The 16,934-nt window shown below is 34.6% G+C and carries 20 protein-coding genes; 13 read left to right on the forward strand and 7 right to left on the reverse strand.

Going from position 1 to position 16,934, the window contains the following annotated elements:
* The first annotated feature begins 103 nt into the window (after nt 1-103).
* Complete coding sequence (leuB, locus tag HNQ00_RS15075) at nt 104-1,165, forward strand: 3-isopropylmalate dehydrogenase (protein WP_173839337.1); 1,062 nt, start codon at nt 104-106, stop codon at nt 1,163-1,165.
* Between the two features lie 81 nt (nt 1,166-1,246).
* Here leuB and HNQ00_RS15080 read toward each other — a convergent pair whose 3' ends face one another.
* Nucleotides 1,247-1,921 carry a LytR/AlgR family response regulator transcription factor gene (locus tag HNQ00_RS15080; protein ID WP_173839338.1) on the reverse strand — a complete coding sequence of 225 codons (675 nt, stop codon included), beginning with the start codon at nt 1,919-1,921 and terminating at the stop codon, nt 1,247-1,249.
* Nucleotides 1,914-2,930, reverse strand: a complete 1,017-nt coding sequence (locus tag HNQ00_RS15085) for a sensor histidine kinase (protein ID WP_173839339.1) — start codon at nt 2,928-2,930, stop codon at nt 1,914-1,916. The genes HNQ00_RS15080 and HNQ00_RS15085 overlap by 8 nt, the downstream gene beginning before the upstream one ends.
* Before the next feature lie 185 nt (nt 2,931-3,115).
* Between HNQ00_RS15085 and HNQ00_RS15090 the strand changes: the two genes are divergently transcribed.
* From HNQ00_RS15090 to HNQ00_RS15110, 5 genes are all read left to right on the forward strand, one after another.
* Nucleotides 3,116-4,516: a CotH kinase family protein gene (locus HNQ00_RS15090; protein ID WP_173839340.1), complete on the forward strand. Its 1,401-nt coding sequence runs from the start codon at nt 3,116-3,118 to the stop codon at nt 4,514-4,516.
* A 414-nt stretch (nt 4,517-4,930) separates the two neighbouring features.
* Nucleotides 4,931-5,221, forward strand: a complete 291-nt coding sequence (locus HNQ00_RS15095) for an EF-hand domain-containing protein (RefSeq protein WP_173839341.1) — start codon at nt 4,931-4,933, stop codon at nt 5,219-5,221.
* A 38-nt stretch (nt 5,222-5,259) separates the two neighbouring features.
* On the forward strand, nt 5,260-6,003 hold the full coding sequence (locus HNQ00_RS15100) for a YHYH protein (RefSeq protein ID WP_173839342.1): 744 nt from the start codon (nt 5,260-5,262) through the stop codon (nt 6,001-6,003).
* A gap of 10 nt (nt 6,004-6,013) precedes the next feature.
* Nucleotides 6,014-6,625 carry a toxin-antitoxin system YwqK family antitoxin gene (locus tag HNQ00_RS15105; protein WP_173839343.1) on the forward strand — a complete coding sequence of 204 codons (612 nt, stop codon included), beginning with the start codon at nt 6,014-6,016 and terminating at the stop codon, nt 6,623-6,625.
* The gene (locus tag HNQ00_RS15110) at nt 6,612-7,244 is read left to right on the forward strand and encodes an SCO family protein (RefSeq protein WP_173839344.1); all 633 of its coding nucleotides are present in this window, start codon (nt 6,612-6,614) and stop codon (nt 7,242-7,244) included. Before HNQ00_RS15105 ends, HNQ00_RS15110 begins: the two co-directional genes overlap by 14 nt.
* Nucleotides 7,245-7,336: 92 nt before the next feature.
* Here HNQ00_RS15110 and HNQ00_RS15115 read toward each other — a convergent pair whose 3' ends face one another.
* Nucleotides 7,337-7,693, reverse strand: coding sequence for an RNA recognition motif domain-containing protein (locus HNQ00_RS15115; RefSeq protein WP_026707763.1), 357 nt, complete (start codon nt 7,691-7,693; stop codon nt 7,337-7,339).
* Nucleotides 7,694-8,242: 549 nt separating this feature from the next.
* Here HNQ00_RS15115 and HNQ00_RS15120 point away from each other — a divergent pair.
* The 7 genes from HNQ00_RS15120 (at nt 8,243) to HNQ00_RS15150 (ending at nt 14,039) form a co-directional block, all read left to right on the forward strand.
* A complete protein-coding gene (locus HNQ00_RS15120) occupies nt 8,243-8,791 on the forward strand; it encodes a 30S ribosomal protein S16 (RefSeq protein WP_026707764.1) in 549 nt (182 codons plus the stop codon).
* A 15-nt stretch (nt 8,792-8,806) separates the two neighbouring features.
* The gene (gene rimM / locus HNQ00_RS15125) at nt 8,807-9,331 is read left to right on the forward strand and encodes a ribosome maturation factor RimM (RefSeq protein ID WP_173839345.1); all 525 of its coding nucleotides are present in this window, start codon (nt 8,807-8,809) and stop codon (nt 9,329-9,331) included.
* Nucleotides 9,332-9,434: 103 nt separating this feature from the next.
* Nucleotides 9,435-9,785 carry a four helix bundle protein gene (locus HNQ00_RS15130; protein ID WP_173839346.1) on the forward strand — a complete coding sequence of 117 codons (351 nt, stop codon included), beginning with the start codon at nt 9,435-9,437 and terminating at the stop codon, nt 9,783-9,785.
* 186 nt (nt 9,786-9,971) lie between these two features.
* On the forward strand, nt 9,972-10,679 hold the full coding sequence (locus HNQ00_RS15135) for a tRNA1(Val) (adenine(37)-N6)-methyltransferase (protein ID WP_173839347.1): 708 nt from the start codon (nt 9,972-9,974) through the stop codon (nt 10,677-10,679).
* A gap of 532 nt (nt 10,680-11,211) precedes the next feature.
* Nucleotides 11,212-12,390, forward strand: a complete 1,179-nt coding sequence (locus HNQ00_RS15140; protein WP_173839348.1) for an acyl-CoA dehydrogenase family protein — start codon at nt 11,212-11,214, stop codon at nt 12,388-12,390.
* Between the two features lie 91 nt (nt 12,391-12,481).
* The gene (locus HNQ00_RS15145; protein WP_173839349.1) at nt 12,482-13,264 is read left to right on the forward strand and encodes a DUF3050 domain-containing protein; all 783 of its coding nucleotides are present in this window, start codon (nt 12,482-12,484) and stop codon (nt 13,262-13,264) included.
* Between the two features lie 55 nt (nt 13,265-13,319).
* Nucleotides 13,320-14,039: an SGNH/GDSL hydrolase family protein gene (locus tag HNQ00_RS15150; protein ID WP_173839350.1), complete on the forward strand. Its 720-nt coding sequence runs from the start codon at nt 13,320-13,322 to the stop codon at nt 14,037-14,039.
* 62 nt (nt 14,040-14,101) lie between these two features.
* Here the strand turns inward: HNQ00_RS15150 and HNQ00_RS15155 are convergent, their stop codons facing one another.
* The 4 genes from HNQ00_RS15155 to HNQ00_RS15170 form a co-directional block, all read right to left on the reverse strand.
* Nucleotides 14,102-14,419, reverse strand: a complete 318-nt coding sequence (locus HNQ00_RS15155) for a 2Fe-2S iron-sulfur cluster-binding family protein (RefSeq protein ID WP_173839351.1) — start codon at nt 14,417-14,419, stop codon at nt 14,102-14,104.
* Between the two features lie 167 nt (nt 14,420-14,586).
* Nucleotides 14,587-14,826: a NifU family protein gene (locus HNQ00_RS15160; RefSeq protein WP_173839405.1), complete on the reverse strand. Its 240-nt coding sequence runs from the start codon at nt 14,824-14,826 to the stop codon at nt 14,587-14,589.
* A 33-nt stretch (nt 14,827-14,859) separates the two neighbouring features.
* The gene (locus tag HNQ00_RS15165; protein ID WP_173839352.1) at nt 14,860-15,990 is read right to left on the reverse strand and encodes an Mrp/NBP35 family ATP-binding protein; all 1,131 of its coding nucleotides are present in this window, start codon (nt 15,988-15,990) and stop codon (nt 14,860-14,862) included.
* Between the two features lie 309 nt (nt 15,991-16,299).
* Nucleotides 16,300-16,899 carry a phage terminase small subunit-related protein gene (locus HNQ00_RS15170; RefSeq protein WP_254598542.1) on the reverse strand — a complete coding sequence of 200 codons (600 nt, stop codon included), beginning with the start codon at nt 16,897-16,899 and terminating at the stop codon, nt 16,300-16,302.
* Between the last annotated feature and the right edge of the window lie 35 nt (nt 16,900-16,934).

Here is a 16,934-nt window from a genome sequence, read left to right on the forward strand (position 1 = left end):
GTAGCTAAGCTACAAAGAATCTGAGCTTCTAAGCTTTTCGAAATTGCGACTGAAGTTTGGTAACTTAGATACTTTTAAGAATTGAAACAAAAAACAAATACATATGAAATTAAATATAGCACTTTTAGCCGGAGACGGAATAGGACCAGAAGTAATCAATGAAGCGGTAAAAGTTTCGGACGCAATTGCAAAAAAATTCAATCATGAAATCACTTGGACTGCGGCACTTACAGGAGCCTGCGCTATTGATGCGGTGGGCGTTCCTTACCCTGATGAAACACATGAAATTTGTATGGCTGCAGATGCGGTACTTTTTGGCGCTATTGGTCACCCTAAATATGATAATGACCCAACAGCCAAGGTTCGTCCTGAGCAAGGATTATTGTTGATGCGTAAAAAATTAGGCTTGTTTGCAAATGTGCGACCTACTTTTACTTTTCCTTCTTTAATTGACAATTCACCTTTAAAAAGAGAACGTATTGAGGGAACTGACTTGGTTTTCTTAAGAGAATTAACTGGAGGAATTTACTTTGGAGAAAAAGGAAGAAGAGACGGTGGAGAAACTGCCTTTGATAACTGTGTTTACACAAGAGCAGAAGTACAACGTTTAGCCAAAAAAGGTTTTGAACTAGCAATGACACGTTCTAAAAAATTATGTTGTGTTGATAAAGCTAACGTACTTGAAACATCAAGATTGTGGAGAGAAACAGTGCAAGCAATGGAAAAAGACTACCCTGAGGTAACGGTAAGCTACGAGTTTGTAGATGCTGTAGCCATGCGATTAGTTCAATGGCCAAACTCATATGATGTATTAATCACAGAGAATTTGTTTGGAGATATTTTAACTGACGAAGCATCGGTAATTTCAGGATCAATGGGCTTAATGCCTTCAGCTTCTGTAGGTGAGCACACTTCGTTATACGAGCCAATTCACGGCTCCTACCCACAAGCCACAGGCTTGAATATTGCAAATCCGTTAGCGACTGTATTATCAGCAGCAATGATGTTTGAAGATGCCTTTGGTTTAACTGAAGAAGCTGCAGCAATTAGAGCCGTAGTAAACAAATCTCTAGAACAAGGAATTGTCACCGAAGATTTGGTTGTTAAAGGAGCTACAGCTTATAAAACAAGCGATGTAGGAGATTGGTTAGTAGCTAATCTGTAATTTTAATTTTGAAGGTTATATTAAAATTGTTCAAATAGTTGATAAAAGCGGTCGAAAGATCGCTTTTATTTATTTTATGATTTATGAAAACAAATCTTGCTTGACTTTATCATAGTAACTATCGCTCACAGGAATAATTAGGTCTGATAATAGTAAGTCTCTCCCCTTCAAACCCGTTACCTTATTCTTATTTACAATGTAAGAGCGGTGCACACGTATAAATTTATTGGGATCAAGCGTTTTTTCTAGAGATTTCAATGATTGATAACTCATAATCTTTTTGCCGTTGCTATAGAAGTTTACATACTCGCTATCACTTTCTATGTGGGTAATGTCGTCCAGTTTTACTTTAAAAAAATCGTATCCAGATTTAATTGTAAGTGTATCATTAGCGATGACTTGTGCTTGTTCAGCTTTAATTTTCTGAACTGCTTGCAAAAAGCGTTGAAAAGCAATTGGCTTTAATAAATAATCAATAGCATTCAATTCAAATCCTTCTAAAGCGTACTCTGAATATGCTGTAGTAAAAATAATTTTAGTTGAAGACGGAATCAATTTAGCAAAGTCGGTTCCCTTGATTTCTGGCATTTGGATGTCCAGAAAAACAATATGAACAGTCTCCTTTTGTAAAATTGAGATTGCCTCTAATGGATTTTCAAACGAACCCACAACTTCTAGAAAGTCAACTTTGCTAACGTAGTTTTTTAAAAGCTCCCTTGCCAGTTCTTCATCATCAATTATAACACATTTATACATTCAGATCCATTTTTAATTCCACTTTAAAGGTATTACTATTTTCAGTAATCTCTAGCGAATGTGCTTCTGGATAAAGCAATAAAAGTCTCTTTTTTACATTTGGAATCCCAATCCCTCCTACGCTATCTTTAACTATAGGTCCTTTCTTAAAAGTGTTTTCGATCGAAAATAAAACAGAACTTGCTGTTGAATGAATCGTAATAGCAATAAATGATTCGTCAATTTTCTGTATATTACTGTGTTTAAACGCATTCTCAACAAAAGGAATTAAAAGCATGGGAGCTATTTGTAACTTCGGATCTTCGATTGTAAATGAAGTTGTAACAGGATATTTTTTACTACTCTTTAATAAGAATAGTTGAATGAAGTCTTCTATATAAGTCACCTCTTTTTCTATTGCAATCGCAGGCTTTTCACAATCGTATAAAACATAACGCAACATATCTGACAAGTATAAAATACTTTGTTGCGCCTTTTCTGAATCGATCATTGATAGCGAATAAATATTGTTTAAAGAGTTAAATAAAAAGTGTGGATTGATCTGCGATTTCAAAAATTTAAGTTCGTTCTCCATCATTTCTGCTTTACTAATTATCAAATCTTCCTCCTTTTTTTGAGCAAATGCAAATGTTTCTAAGAACGTAGCAAAAACATAGGAAACAGTGATTAAAAGCAAATTTATAAAAATAGGACTTGGCAGCATCTTATCCCCTCTTGCAGGCGGTGGCGGCATCCCTGACCCCATATGAGGCCTCATCATCATCGAAGAAATTAAAGTAGCAGCAATTACTAAAATTACTGAATACAGCACAAATTGTACATACTTTTTTTTGAAAAGCAAATTGGGAGCCAACACATAAATAAGTGCTACAATAAGAATTGCTTGGCATGAATAAGCCAATAGATTTTGTAATAAAAATTGAGTGATGTCTTTTTGGTTTAAACCAATAATAATCAAAACTAACAACCACAATATGAGTTGAAAGATAACGCGTGTAATTTTATTCATAGTACAAATAAATAAAATAAAAAGTAATCAAATCTTGAAAACACTTCTTTTTACCTCTTTAAAACGATTGTTTGCAGACTGCCAAGTGCGATTCACAGATTACTTCTATGTATTCACTGAAAAAAAATAATACACTTTTATAATTTGTTCAAATTTGCAAGCAACAGCAACATTAAAACACAATTATGAAAAAGTTAAACATTCTGATTTTAGCAACGCTTCAACTGTTTATAATCACATCTTGTTCAAAAGAGAACTCTAGCATTGACGAGGTCGATGAAGTTGCAGTTGAAGTAGATGACACCGTTTTTGAAACTCCTGATTGGACCACAGAAACCCACAGTAAAAAAGCAGACCCTAATTTTGAAGAAGTATTTGCAGACAATACTGTAAAAAGATTAGACATTGTTATAACGAGTACACGCTGGAAAAAAATGCTCGCAGATATGACCGCTACATACGGCACATTTGGCGCGAGTTCAGGTGGTCCTGGTCTTACTTCTTCAGACGAAGATCCGATAATGGTTCCTGCAGAAGTTTTTTATAACGGAAAAGAATGGTACCGTGTGGGTGTTCGTTTTAAAGGAAATTCTAGCTTGCAGTCCACTTGGTCTAGCGGAAACTTGAAATTATCTTTCAAATTAGATTTTGATGAATACGAAGAAACCTATCCTCAAATAGATAATCAGCGTTTTTATGGTTTTAAAAAATTAAGTCTAAAAAACAATTATAATGACAAATCGATGCTACGTGAAAAAGTGGCAACAGATATTTTTAGAGCTTCCGGTTTAGTAAGCTCGCATGCTGCTATTTATGAAGTTTATGTAGATCATGGTGACGGACCAACTTATTTTGGTGTGTATACCTTGGTTGAGGAGGTAGATGATACGTTGATCGATGAATTTTCAAATAACGACGGTAATTTATACAAGCCAGACGGTACCGGAGCTAGTTTTGCTGACGGAACTTTTACAAAGGATGTATTTGTAAAGAAAACAAATGAAGACGCTGCAGATTACAGTGATATTCAAAATTTATTCACGGCTTTACATGCTAGTACTAGAACCACTGATGCTGCGGCTTGGAGAACGAACCTAGAATCTGTTTTTGACACGGATACCTTTTTAAAATATTTAGCTGTCAATACGGTAATTCAAAATTGGGATACGTACGGAAGAATGACACATAATTATTTTTTATATAATAATCCAGATACCAAAAAACTATCATGGATACCATGGGATAATAATGAAGCATTGCAAACAGGGAATCAAGGCGGTTCATATGCTCTAAATTTCTCAGGCTTAAGCACTACGTCATGGCCATTGATTGGGTATTTATATAATGATGCAACCTATAAAGCGAAGTATGATATGTATGTAAAAAGTGTCATTAATAATGCTTTTAATGAAACTACCATGAAAGCTACCTACGCGAGTTATGGAGCACTTGTGAAACCGTATGCAATAAAAGAGGTTAAAGGATATACTTTTTTAAACAGTACTTCTGATTTTCAAACAGCAATAGACGCTTTAAGCGCTCATGTTACTGCTCGTACTACTGCTGTGAACAGTTATTTAAAATAAAAGAAACCGAGTGACCTGATTTCTTCAGCGCTAAATGATTAATGACTATTTGCGTTTTGAAGCTACTTCATTGTTACGACATTCGATTAATAGTATAGTGCATTAATAAAATTAAAGACGAAGGATATTCACCTTCGTCTTTTTTGTTTTATAACTACCTTACTTTTCAAATGCAATTTTATTCGAAAAGCATTCCTTTTGGTGCCAACCAAAATACGACTACCTCTATTAAAATAAACTATTAAAAAGTAGTCTGTACCTCCTTAAAAGATTAAAACAGGTATTTTAAACAATATATTATTTAGCATACCATCCTATTCACTGAATAGTATTCTTCATTCACTGAATACAAAAATAGCACTTCAATTATTACTGCATATTTGTACTCAGTAACAATCACAAAATCAAAATATCATGAAAAACACAATAGTAAAATTAACTTTAGGAGCGATAATACTTTTAGCAACAACTTCAAGTTATGCACAACCACCTCAAGGCCATAATGGTAAAAAACAACCTACAGCAGCAGAATTAATAAAAAAGATGGATGCTGACAAAGATGGAAAATTATCAAAAAAGGAGGTAAAAGGACCAATCAAAGATGATTTTGAAAAAATTGACACAGATAAAGATGGTTATTTAACTCTCGAAGAATTGAAAAAAGCACCAAAACCAGAAAGAAAAGGTCCTGAGGAAGGAAGATAATTTTTAAATAAACCAATATGAATTCAGTAAGTAAAAACATGAAAATTAGTATAACTCTATTAACTGCTCTTAGTATTTTCTCATGTAGCAGTTCCTCATCTGAGGATAGTACAGAAGAAGCTTCGACTGCAACAGTACCTACCGTGTTTAGCACTAATTACAAAGCAGGAGTTACTTTATCTTCTGATGGTACGTCAGTAACAATGAAATCAAACGGTACTCCTGATCACGTAACTCCTTATTGGGGAGTGGGAAACAGTCTTTATGAAGAGCAAACAGAAGGACAAACATTAACTCCAGGTAGCTTACAGTCACAAGTATTTGTCATGACAATTCCTATAAATCCAGCTGCAGCAACTACTAAAGAAGCGACCTCGCTAGGACCTATTGGTATGGCATTAAACGGAGTAGCAATTTACAATGATCGTGAAGGTGGTAACGTACCTGTAGATGCTAATACGATTACTACTTTTGACAGAGCTGGAGCACACAGTGGTCCAGGAGGATTATATCACTATCACTTTAATGGCGATTTCACGTCAAAGGACGACGCTAAACTAATAGGTTGGTTAAGAGATGGCTTCCCTATATATGGTCGTCAAGATACTAATGGAACCTACCCATCTGACTTAGATGAAAATGGAGGACATACAGGAGCAACGACGGAATATCCTAACGGAATTTACCACTACCATTGTTCGAATGTAAATTATTTAAATTCGGGATTTTATATCTTAAAAGCAGGAAGTTATTATGGTACAAAAGGAACATTTACTTCTTAAAATTGTTAGTTTGATACTTATTGTAACCTGCTCATCTTGTTACAATAAATCAGCAAAGGAGGAGGTCGTAATACCGTCCTCTTTTGTTGTTAACGATACTATGATTACTATAGACACTATTTTGTCTACTAATAAAGACTTAAAATTAGATAACGGCATTGTTTATTTAAGCAATACTGTTTACTCGGGATACATCAAGCAAATGTATGAGAATGATCAAATAAAAGATGTTTTTAGTTACTACAAAGGAAAACAAGAAGGCGCCTCACTAACCTACTTCCCAAACGGAAAGCTTAAAGATAGCAGGAGCTACAAAGCAGGAAAATCTTATGGTAGACACTATGGATATTGGAGTAACGGCAATCTAAAATATGATTTTGTTTATAACAATGATAAGCGCGAAGGATTGCAAAAACAATGGTATGAGTCTGGCGGAAAATATTCGTTTTTGACATTTAAAAATGATACTGAGGATGGCATGCAAAAAGCGTGGCGTGAAAACGGAAAAACCTACATCAACTATCAAGCAAAAGACGGCCATCGTTATGGATTACAAAAATCTAATTTGTGCTACACCCTTTTAGACGGAAAATTAAAATTACCTACAAATGAAAATAAATAAACTATATCTGCTATTGATTGCGACAGTTTTTATTTCTTGCCAAAAAAAAGAGGAAACTAGAAAACTGCCCTACTACAACACCTCCGACTTTACTCCAGTGTGGGAATTACCTACTGATAGTTCTTTTCATGCGATAAGAGATTTTAATTTAATCGATCAAGAAGGCAAACCATTTACGGCAGAGAATATCAAAGGCAAAATTTGCGTGGTCGATTTTTTCTTTACCTCTTGTCCCGGAATTTGTCCTAAGATGGCAAAAAGTATGAACGACTTACAAAAGGACTTTTTAAAAGATGATAAGGTATTACTTGTTTCACACTCAGTTACTCCAGAACAAGATAGTGTATCCGTACTAGCCAAATACGCACAAAAGAATGATGTAAATTATAATAAATGGAAATTACTCACAGGCGAGAAAGAAGAGATTTATAATTTAGGAAGGAAATTTTACTTTGTCGAAGAAGACTTAGGCGAAAACAAAGATGTTTCCATCTTCTTACATACAGAGAATTTTGTTTTAATAGATAAAAATAGAATTATCAGAGGAATCTACAATAGTTTAGACCCATCGAGCATGCTGTCTTTAAAGGAGGATATTAAGCTGTTAGAAAAAGAATAAGATGCCTTTAAAAAACCAGAACCAGACTGGTTTAAATAGAAAAAGGGGACAATTTACATTGTCCCCTTTTTTTATAGTTGTAAAAAAGAATATTAATATCCTCCTCTGTTTCCACCACCACGGTTATCTCCACCACGGCTGTTTCCACCATAACCACCACGAGAGTCTCCTCCACGGTTGTTATTAAAACTTCTTCTTTCTCCTTCTGGTTTAGGCTCAGATTTGTTAACAACAATTGCACGTCCTTGAACAGTAGCTCCGTTCAATTCGTCAATCGCTTTTTGAGCGTCGTCGTCATTTGGCATCTCAACAAAACCAAATCCTTTACTTCTTCCTGTAAATTTATCCGTGATAATTTTAACTGAATCAACTGCTCCGTAAGCCTCGAAAGACTCTCTTAAATCTGCTTCCTCAATACTGAATGGAAGGCTTCCAACAAAAATATTCATATGTACTTATTTATAATAATTGCAACAAATGTACTCTTATTTTTTTCTAATCAACTATAAATTAGCTTATTTATGTTTTTATTTTGATTTGAAAATAAAATTAACATAGCTAAAGGCATTTGCAACGCTGTAAATAATGACCAAACTTTGTTAAAATAGTCATAGCCTACTACTTAACTATTTAATTTATGCACGGATTAAGCAATCAATTATCAAAATCTACGGTCATAATTAGCACTTAATTTTACAAATTATACCTGAGTTTAATCCAAAACTGTTACGCTACAATTTCATGAGAGACTCCATTTTTCTAAAAATTGGAATTATCACAATGCTAATTGTATTTCATGCTAGCATAAAAGTTGCAGTACCGTAGCTTAAAAATTTAACTTTCAAGATATTAAACCTATTTAAACATCTTATAAGAGCCACCACATAACGACAGATAAAATATTAATTTAGTAGCTAGTTAATTTATAAATAAAAAGATTATCTTTGCACCCTTAATTAATCGAGGTCGAGTACCTCAAAATTTAATCATACAAGATTATGTCAGTAAAAATTAGATTACAAAGACACGGTAAAAAAGGAAAACCTTTTTACTGGGTTGTAGCTGCAGATGCACGCTCAAAAAGAGATGGTAAATACTTAGAGAAAATTGGTACTTACAATCCAAACACAAACCCAGCAACTATCGACTTAAACCTTGATAGTGCAGTTAGATGGTTACACAATGGTGCACAACCAACTGATACTGCTAAAGCAATTCTTTCTTACAAAGGAGCTTTATTGAAACATCACCTTGATGGTGGTATCCGTAAAGGTGCCTTGACTCAAGAGCAAGCTGATGCAAAATTAGCTGCTTGGTTAGAAGCTAAAAACGGAACTGTTGATGCTAAGAAAGATGGTTTATCAAAAGCGCAAGCTGATGTTAAAGCTAAAGCTTTCAAAGCTGAGCAAGACGTTAATGCAAAAAGATTAGCTGCTGCTGCACAAGCTGAAGCTGATGCAATTGCTGCTGCTACTCCAGCTGAAGAAGTTGAAGTATCTGAAGAAGCTCCTGCTGCTGAAGAAAACAACGAAGAAACTCAAGCATAAATTTAAAAAGCGAAGATGCGTAAAGAAGATTGTTTCTATTTAGGTAAAATCGCCAAAAAATTCAGCTTCAAAGGTGAAGTCTTGGCTTATTTAGACACAGACGAACCCGAGTTGTACGAAAACTTGGAATCAGTGTTTGTTGAATGCAACAAACACTTGATTCCTTTTTTTATTGAATGTAGCTCACTACACAAAAACGACTTTCTAAGAGTTCGTTTTGAAGATGTTACTAACGAGGAAGAGGCAGAAGCAATTTTAGGCAACGACCTTTACCTACCTTTAAAAATGTTACCAAAACTTTCTGGTAATAAATTCTATTTTCACGAAGTGATTGGTTTCGAAATCGAAGACCAAAGATTAGGCTTTGTAGGAGAAATTCAGTCAGTAAATGATACGACAGCACAACCTTTATTCGAAGTAATTAAAGATGGTGTTGAAATGTTCATTCCTATGATTGATCATTTTTTAATAAAAATTGATAGAGAAAACAAAAAGATCATCATGGACTTACCGGAAGGTTTAGTCGAAATGTATCTATAGTAAAAATTCCAATCTTCAAATTCCAAATTCCAAAAAAAAAGGACAATCTAAATTCAAAAAAATCAACTACATTTGATATTGTTTTGAAATTTAAAAATCATTTATGGAGAAACCTTTCGATTTAGAAGAAAGAACTTTTTTATTTGCTAAAGATTGTCGAATCTATATTCGAGTACTTCCTAGAACTATTTCAAATATTGAAGACTGTAAGCAACTAGTTCGTTCCTCAGGATCTGTTGGAGCGAATTATATTGAAGCAAATGAAAAATTAGGTGAGAAAGATCTATCGTTCCGATTAAAGATAGCCAGAAAAGAAGCTAAAGAGAGTAAGTATTGGCTTCGATTATTACAAGAATTAAATCCAGAACATAGTAGTCTATCAAATCCGGTTCTTTTAGAAATCGAAGAATTAAGAAGGATTTTATCCGCAATCATTACTAAAACTCAAAAATAAAAAAAGAATTTATCAATTTTTACAATGCTATTCGTGCTGACGCAATTAGAAGATACTGCATCACATTATCATATAAAAAATAAATTGGAAATTTAGAAAATTACAATTCATTAAACAATAATCAAACATCATTTTAATTCAGGTGCCATTTGGAATTTGGAATTTAAAATATTGGAATTTTAACTTATGTTTACATTCAAAAAATTTGCTGTAGAACAAGATCGTTGTGCTATGAAAATAGGTACCGATGGTGTTTTACTTGGCGCTTGGACTCCCATTACCAATAACCCATTTAGCGTATTAGATATTGGCGCAGGAACGGGTATTATTGCTTTAATGTTAGCACAAAGAACTAATGCCGAGCAAATTGACGCTTTAGAAATTGACGAACAAGCCTACGAACAAGCAGTAGAGAATTTTGAAAACTCTCCTTGGAGTGATCGTTTATTTTGTTTTCACGCAGGTCTAGATGAATTTATCGAAGAGCCTGAAGACGAATACGATCTAATTGTTTCCAATCCTCCATTTTATTCTGAAGATTATAAAACAGATAATGAGCAACGTGATTTAGCTCGTTTTCAAGACGCCATGCCTTTTGAAGATTTAATTGAAGCTGCCGATTTATTATTATCTGAAAATGGAATATTCGCGGTTATCATTCCGTTTAAAGAAGAAGAAAAATTCCTAGCACTTGCTACTGAATTTGAATTATATCCTTTCAAGATTACACATGTAAAAGGAACGCCAACTACTGAAATCAAACGTAGTTTATTGGCTTTATCTCGAAATGAAACAACCGATCTTCTAGTTGACGAATTGATTATAGAAATTAGCCGACACAATTATACTCCCGAGTACATTGCTTTGACAAAGGATTTTTATTTAAAAATGTAGCACCCAATACAAAGGCACTATATCACACAATCATTCATCTGTTTGATTTGAAACTGATTTCTAACTAAGATTCCAAAGCTAACCAACTTGCATCTTTGTTTACTGTAAGTTCGTGGTTTATTGAAAAAATTAATATCCTTTTTTTAACCTTAATTACTCCTCCTCTTTTATTGCACTGCATTAAGAGTCCTTTTCAAACCAATACTTCTCCTTTTACGGTTTACTTTTTTAAGATCTGAAAAATTAAACAAATATTCACCGTAGATGATTTCCCATTTATTTACATATTCATGTCGATCTATCATTGTTCAAAATTCTTTTAAAGAACAATCTCCGGAATTTACATACTTCCATAAAGTTTTACAAATCGATGTTACAGCAGTATCAACCTGTGAGACAGCAAGCAAATTATTCCCATATAATGCTATTATTTATTTTCACTAATCACACAATTAATTTAAAAATATAACAAATGTTAATCGTTTTGTTATATTTCTTTGTGTAAATTTGTAACACACAAATTAGCAAAACCATGAAACCAGACTTATTTCAAGCTCCAGATTATTATAACTTAGATGACTTATTAACTGATGAGCACAAACTAGTGCGCGATTCTGCTCGTGCGTGGGTCAAAAAAGAGGTATCCCCTATAATTGAAGACTTCGCTCAAAGAGCTGAATTCCCAAAACAAATTATCAAAGGTCTTGGAGAAATTGGTGGTTTTGGACCATACATACCTGAAGAATATGGTGGTGCTGGTTTAGACCAAATCTCTTACGGCTTAATCATGCAGGAAATTGAACGTGGTGACTCTGGTGTTCGCTCTACTTCATCTGTGCAATCATCGTTAGTGATGTATCCTATTTGGAAATACGGTAACGAAGAACAACGAATGAAATATTTACCCAAGTTAGCTACTGGTGAATTCATGGGCTGCTTTGGTTTAACTGAACCTAATCACGGATCAGATCCAGGAAGCATGATTACCAATTTTAAAGATATGGATGACCACTATCTATTGAATGGTGCCAAAATGTGGATTTCTAACGCGCCATTTGCAGACATTGCAGTGGTTTGGGCTAAAAATGAAGAAGGAAGAATTCACGGTTTGATCGTTGAACGCGGCATGGAAGGTTTTACAACTCCTGAAACACACAATAAATGGTCACTACGCGCTTCATCAACTGGTGAATTGATATTTGACAATGTAAAAGTGCCTAAAGAAAACCTACTACCTAATAAATCAGGATTAGGAGCACCGCTTGGTTGTTTAGATTCTGCACGTTATGGTATTGCATGGGGAGCAATTGGAGCTGCTATGGATTGTTATGACACGGCTTTGCGTTACGCAAAAGAACGTATTCAATTTGACAAACCTATTGCAGGAACACAATTACAACAAAAGAAGCTGGCTGAAATGATTACAGAAATCACAAAGGCACAACTTTTAACATGGAGACTGGGTGTTTTAAGAAACGAAGGTCGCGCGACAACCGCACAAATTTCTATGGCAAAAAGAAACAATGTCGACATGGCAATACATATTGCACGTGAAGCAAGACAAATGTTAGGCGGAATGGGAATTAGCGGAGAATATTCAATCATGCGTCATATGATGAATTTAGAGTCGGTGATTACTTATGAAGGAACACATGATATTCACCTACTTATTACTGGTATGGATGTAACTGGAATTCCAGCATTTAAATAATATATACCAGCTATTGTGCTATTGGTTAAAATGATAAAAAAAGCTTCTTGGTACCAAGAAGCTTTTTTATATTTACACAAAATTAGAAACTATGACTATTCAGCACATCAACAACAAAATACAGCCCCAAAAAGAACTGTTGTTGCAACATTCACTGTATAACAAAGTAAAAAGCATTCAAGATTTACAATGCTTTTTAGAGAATCATATTTATGCAGTATGGGATTTCATGTCATTATTAAAAGCACTTCAAGCAAAATTAACGTGCACTACTACACCATGGTTTGCTACTGCTAATCCAGAAACGCGTTATTTAATTAACGAAATTGTCTTAGCAGAAGAATCAGATTTAAGCATGGATGGTCGCCGCCAAAGCCACTACGAAATGTACATTGAAGCTATGGAGGATTGTGGTGCAAATACGGCAGAGATCAATAGCTTCTTAGCAGAGATCCATTCTTTACAAAACATATTTGTAGCTATTAAAACTAGTAGTTTACATCCAAATATCAAGGCTTTCCTTGACTTTACCTTTAGAGTTATCGAAGAAGGAAAACCACACGAGATAGCAGCTGCATTCACCTTTGGAAGAGAAGATTTAATACCAAGTATGTTTACCGCTATTTTAAAGAACTTTCAAGCAAACTTTCCAGATACTGACTTGTCTAAATTAATTTATTATTTTGAAAGACATATTGAGTTAGATGCAGATGAGCACGGACCTATGGCAATGCAAATGATTAACGAACTGTGTGGTGACGATGCTCAAAAATGGCATGAAGTAGAGCAAGTATCTATACACGCCTTAGAAAGAAGAATTGGCTTGTGGGATGCTATTGAAGAAACAATTACAATCAAGGAAGTAGTTGCATAAAACCGTTCTTTACATCACTACGTAAATAGCATAACAAGCAATACAAGCTACTAATATGAAGAATTTTACAAGCTGTTATTACGTGGTATTGACAATGTTCTTATTATCGTCTTGTTCGACTGTAAAGACTAGGGATATAGGCAAAGACAACTCACAGCAGGCTAAAGAAACAATTAAATATCTAGCCTTAGGAGATAGCTACACAGTAGGCGAAAGCGTTTGTGACAGTTGTAGATTTCCTGAACAACTTAAGGAAGCGCTGGCAACATCAATAGTCAGTAAAAAGATTACTCTAAAAGTTATTGCAAAAACAGGTTGGACAACAACCAATCTTTTGACTGCAATAGCAACTGAAAAACCAGACACAGACTATGATTTAGTAAGTCTCTTAATTGGCGTTAACAACCAATACCAAAATAAGAATTTTGCAATATATGAGAAGGAGTTTGCTGCTCTTGTATCGAAAGCGATTGCTTTTGCAAAAGGAAAACGCAAAAATGTTATTGTGATTTCGATTCCAGATTATGCCTACACTCCATATGGTCAAAGTTCAAACAAGTTTGAAACCATCACAACAGAGTTAGTAAAGTACAATACTTTTGCAAAGCGATACTGTGATCAACAGGGAATAAAATATGTTAACATCACTGACATTACTCAGCAAGGTTTAAAAAACACAAAATTGACAGCTACAGATGGTCTGCATCCTTCAGAGCTTGCTTATTCTAAATTTATCGAAAGAATCGAGCCGGTTGCACTACAAATAATTAAATAATAAAAATGCCCCCAAAATTGATACACTATTTGGGGGCATTATTATATAAAAACAATTTGTATTTAATTTTCTGGTGCGAGTTCTAACTCTAAGCCTTCCAGCTCTTCGGTAATTGGAATTTGACATCCTAAACGGCTATTTGCTTTTACATAAAAAGCTTCTGACAACATTGCCTCTTCATCATCGCCCATTTCTGGCAATGCAACGTCATTAAGGACATAACATTGGCAAGATGCACACATAGCCATACCACCACAAGTTCCTTCAACAGGAAGCTCGTAAGCCTTGCAAAGTTCCATAATATTCATTGCCATATCTGTAGGTGCTTGCAATTCATGCACCACGCCTTCACGATCTTTTATTTTTATAAGTACGTCCATATAAATGGGTGTTGAGTTTAAAAAAGGGTTATAATCAGTACACAGGATTGCATGAGGGATAGCAGCTAGCTACCGAAGTAGCGCGTATAGCCCGACCGTTTTTATAAAAAAGGCTTATCACCGTAAAGTAAATAAGCCTTTTTTATCAAAGGGGTCATGCCCAAAATCTATGCTATATTTACAACAGTTTCAATTTGTGGTGCAAACTTTTTAATTGTAGTTTCTACACCGGCCTTAAGTGTCATTTGATTTACACTACAGCTCGTGCAAGCACCTTCTAAACGCACCTTTACATGCTTATCATCTTCGATAGAAACAAGACTAATATCGCCTCCGTCAGATTTCAAAAAAGGTCGGATTTCTTCTAGTGCTTTTTGAACTTCAATTGTTAATTCTTGTGTTGTCATCATGTGTTTTTTAAAGATTTATTGCTATAAATCTTATTGTTTTTTTACCGCAGAACATCCTGCCATAGTTGTAATTTTAATGGCTTCGGTTGCAGGTAAACTATCGTTTCTTCTCACGGTTTCTTCAACAACATTACGAGTAATATCTTCAAAAACTTTAGCTACGATTGAACCTTCTTGCATGGCAGCTGGACGACCAAAATCTCCTGCTTCACGTATAGATTGTACAATAGGAACTTCTCCTAAGAATGGCACGTCTAAATCTTCTGCAAGATTTTTTGCTCCTTCTTGACCAAAGATGTAATACTTATTTTCTGGTAATTCTTCTGGAGTGAAGTAAGCCATGTTTTCTATAATTCCTAAAACGGGAACATTAATTGCCTCAGAAAGAAACATCGAAACTCCCTTTTTAGCATCTGCTAAAGCAACTGCTTGTGGCGTACTTACAACAACAGCACCTGTAACAGGCAATGATTGCATGATCGAAAGGTGAATATCTCCTGTTCCTGGAGGTAAATCGATTAACATGAAGTCTAATTCTCCCCAATCTGCATCAAAGATCATTTGGTTCAACGCTTTTGAAGCCATAGGACCTCTCCAGATAACTGCTTGACTAGGCGCTGTAAAAAACCCAATAGATAGCATTTTTACTTCGTAACTTTCAACGGGTTTCATTTTTGACTTGCCATCAACAGTAACCGAAATTGGTTTTTCGTTCTCAACGTCAAACATGATTGGCATTGAAGGACCATAAATATCAGCATCTAATACACCAACTTTGAATCCCATTTTTGCCAGTGAAACTGCTAAGTTTGCAGTAACAGTAGATTTCCCTACTCCTCCTTTACCAGAGGCAACAGCAACGATATTTTTAATTCCAGGAATAGATTTTCCTTTAATTTCTGCTTTTTCAGCTACTTGAACTTTACTATTTATTTTAATTTTTGCATCAGTAGAAACTAACTCTAAGATTGTTTTTTTAATATCATCTTCAGCACGTTTCTTGATGTGCATTGCTGGTGTACTTAATACTAAATCAACGACTACCTCATCTCCAAAAGTAAGTACGTTTGCAATGGCACCACTTTCTACCATATTTTTTCCTTCGCCAGCAATAGTTATCGTTTCTAGAGCTTTAAGAATTTCTTTTCTATCTAATTTCATTATAATGGACTATTATCTAATTGGTATTTCAGTAAAAACAATATTTATTTAAACTGATTTCAGATTACAAAGATAAAGGATTAAGTTCTTATTGTAAAGGATTTAAATCGTATTTATTGATGCAGGAATTTGCTGTAGTTATTGTAGAAAACGCAGCTAGAATACTTAAAAATAAAAACGGTCTAAAAAAACAGCAATAGCCATCCTTTGTATAACACATTCGATTAAAAATAAATTAAAATAGATAAGCATAGAAAAGTCAGTGCGCTCACCATTAAATCGCCGCCCAATAAATTCAAAGAATGTTTATTATATTTTCACTTGACTCCAGTTCTCTCCTGATTTAATTCGTCTAATTTGCATTTCGCTTACACCAAATTGTTTGGCGATCATTTTAAGTCTTGTAGTTTGTCCTGGTCTAGCAAGAATCTTTTTAATAAGCATTACTTTAGTAATTGTAAGTTTCCTTCCGTTTGACTCTAAGTTGTGCTTTACTAGATTTAATCTCGCTTGCTTTACATAAGGACTTTCTCTTGTGTGCTGCGCCATTTCTTCTGCCGTGGCCCATTTTAGATTGCGATAATCATCATTATCACGTTTGCGATCAAGATGCAAAATATGAACCTGATCTTCAGAGGTTTTTGGAATAAAATATTGTGCTACCAGCTTATAAATAAAGAGGTGTTTGTTTTTTACCACACCATCATTGTACTGTTTGTATTTAAACAATCTGTAGCCATCAGTCATGCCGCCTCTTAATTCGCGCGCAAATCGCATGTCATCTACAAAGCTAATTAGCCGTCCTTTGTTAGACACTGCGTAACGTAATCTTAGTTTGTCTTCTATAGTTATCTCTTTAAACTCCTCATGTGGATAGAGTCTAATCATTTTCATTTTTTCAAGTTTCATAAGATAAAGTATTTAAAGTATGTACTTTTAGAAGT

Origin of the sequence: Flavobacterium aeripolare (assembly GCF_013294025.1) — a bacterium.
Classification (GTDB): Bacteria; Bacteroidota; Bacteroidia; order Flavobacteriales; family Flavobacteriaceae; genus Flavobacterium.

Coding starts and splice junctions, on each gene's coding strand:
- leuB (WP_173839337.1), top strand. CDS start 104: ATGAAATTAAATATAGCACTTTTAGCCGGAGACGGAATAGGACCAGAA.
- HNQ00_RS15080 (WP_173839338.1), bottom strand. CDS start 1,921: ATGTATAAATGTGTTATAATTGATGATGAAGAACTGGCAAGGGAGCTT.
- HNQ00_RS15085 (WP_173839339.1), bottom strand. CDS start 2,930: ATGAATAAAATTACACGCGTTATCTTTCAACTCATATTGTGGTTGTTA.
- HNQ00_RS15090 (WP_173839340.1), top strand. CDS start 3,116: ATGAAAAAGTTAAACATTCTGATTTTAGCAACGCTTCAACTGTTTATA.
- HNQ00_RS15095 (WP_173839341.1), top strand. CDS start 4,931: ATGAAAAACACAATAGTAAAATTAACTTTAGGAGCGATAATACTTTTA.
- HNQ00_RS15100 (WP_173839342.1), top strand. CDS start 5,260: ATGAAAATTAGTATAACTCTATTAACTGCTCTTAGTATTTTCTCATGT.
- HNQ00_RS15110 (WP_173839344.1), top strand. CDS start 6,612: ATGAAAATAAATAAACTATATCTGCTATTGATTGCGACAGTTTTTATT.
- HNQ00_RS15115 (WP_026707763.1), bottom strand. CDS start 7,693: ATGAATATTTTTGTTGGAAGCCTTCCATTCAGTATTGAGGAAGCAGAT.
- HNQ00_RS15120 (WP_026707764.1), top strand. CDS start 8,243: ATGTCAGTAAAAATTAGATTACAAAGACACGGTAAAAAAGGAAAACCT.
- rimM (WP_173839345.1), top strand. CDS start 8,807: ATGCGTAAAGAAGATTGTTTCTATTTAGGTAAAATCGCCAAAAAATTC.
- HNQ00_RS15130 (WP_173839346.1), top strand. CDS start 9,435: ATGGAGAAACCTTTCGATTTAGAAGAAAGAACTTTTTTATTTGCTAAA.
- HNQ00_RS15135 (WP_173839347.1), top strand. CDS start 9,972: ATGTTTACATTCAAAAAATTTGCTGTAGAACAAGATCGTTGTGCTATG.
- HNQ00_RS15140 (WP_173839348.1), top strand. CDS start 11,212: ATGAAACCAGACTTATTTCAAGCTCCAGATTATTATAACTTAGATGAC.
- HNQ00_RS15145 (WP_173839349.1), top strand. CDS start 12,482: ATGACTATTCAGCACATCAACAACAAAATACAGCCCCAAAAAGAACTG.
- HNQ00_RS15150 (WP_173839350.1), top strand. CDS start 13,320: ATGAAGAATTTTACAAGCTGTTATTACGTGGTATTGACAATGTTCTTA.
- HNQ00_RS15155 (WP_173839351.1), bottom strand. CDS start 14,419: ATGGACGTACTTATAAAAATAAAAGATCGTGAAGGCGTGGTGCATGAA.
- HNQ00_RS15160 (WP_173839405.1), bottom strand. CDS start 14,826: ATGACAACACAAGAATTAACAATTGAAGTTCAAAAAGCACTAGAAGAA.
- HNQ00_RS15165 (WP_173839352.1), bottom strand. CDS start 15,990: ATGAAATTAGATAGAAAAGAAATTCTTAAAGCTCTAGAAACGATAACT.
- HNQ00_RS15170 (WP_254598542.1), bottom strand. CDS start 16,899: ATGAAACTTGAAAAAATGAAAATGATTAGACTCTATCCACATGAGGAG.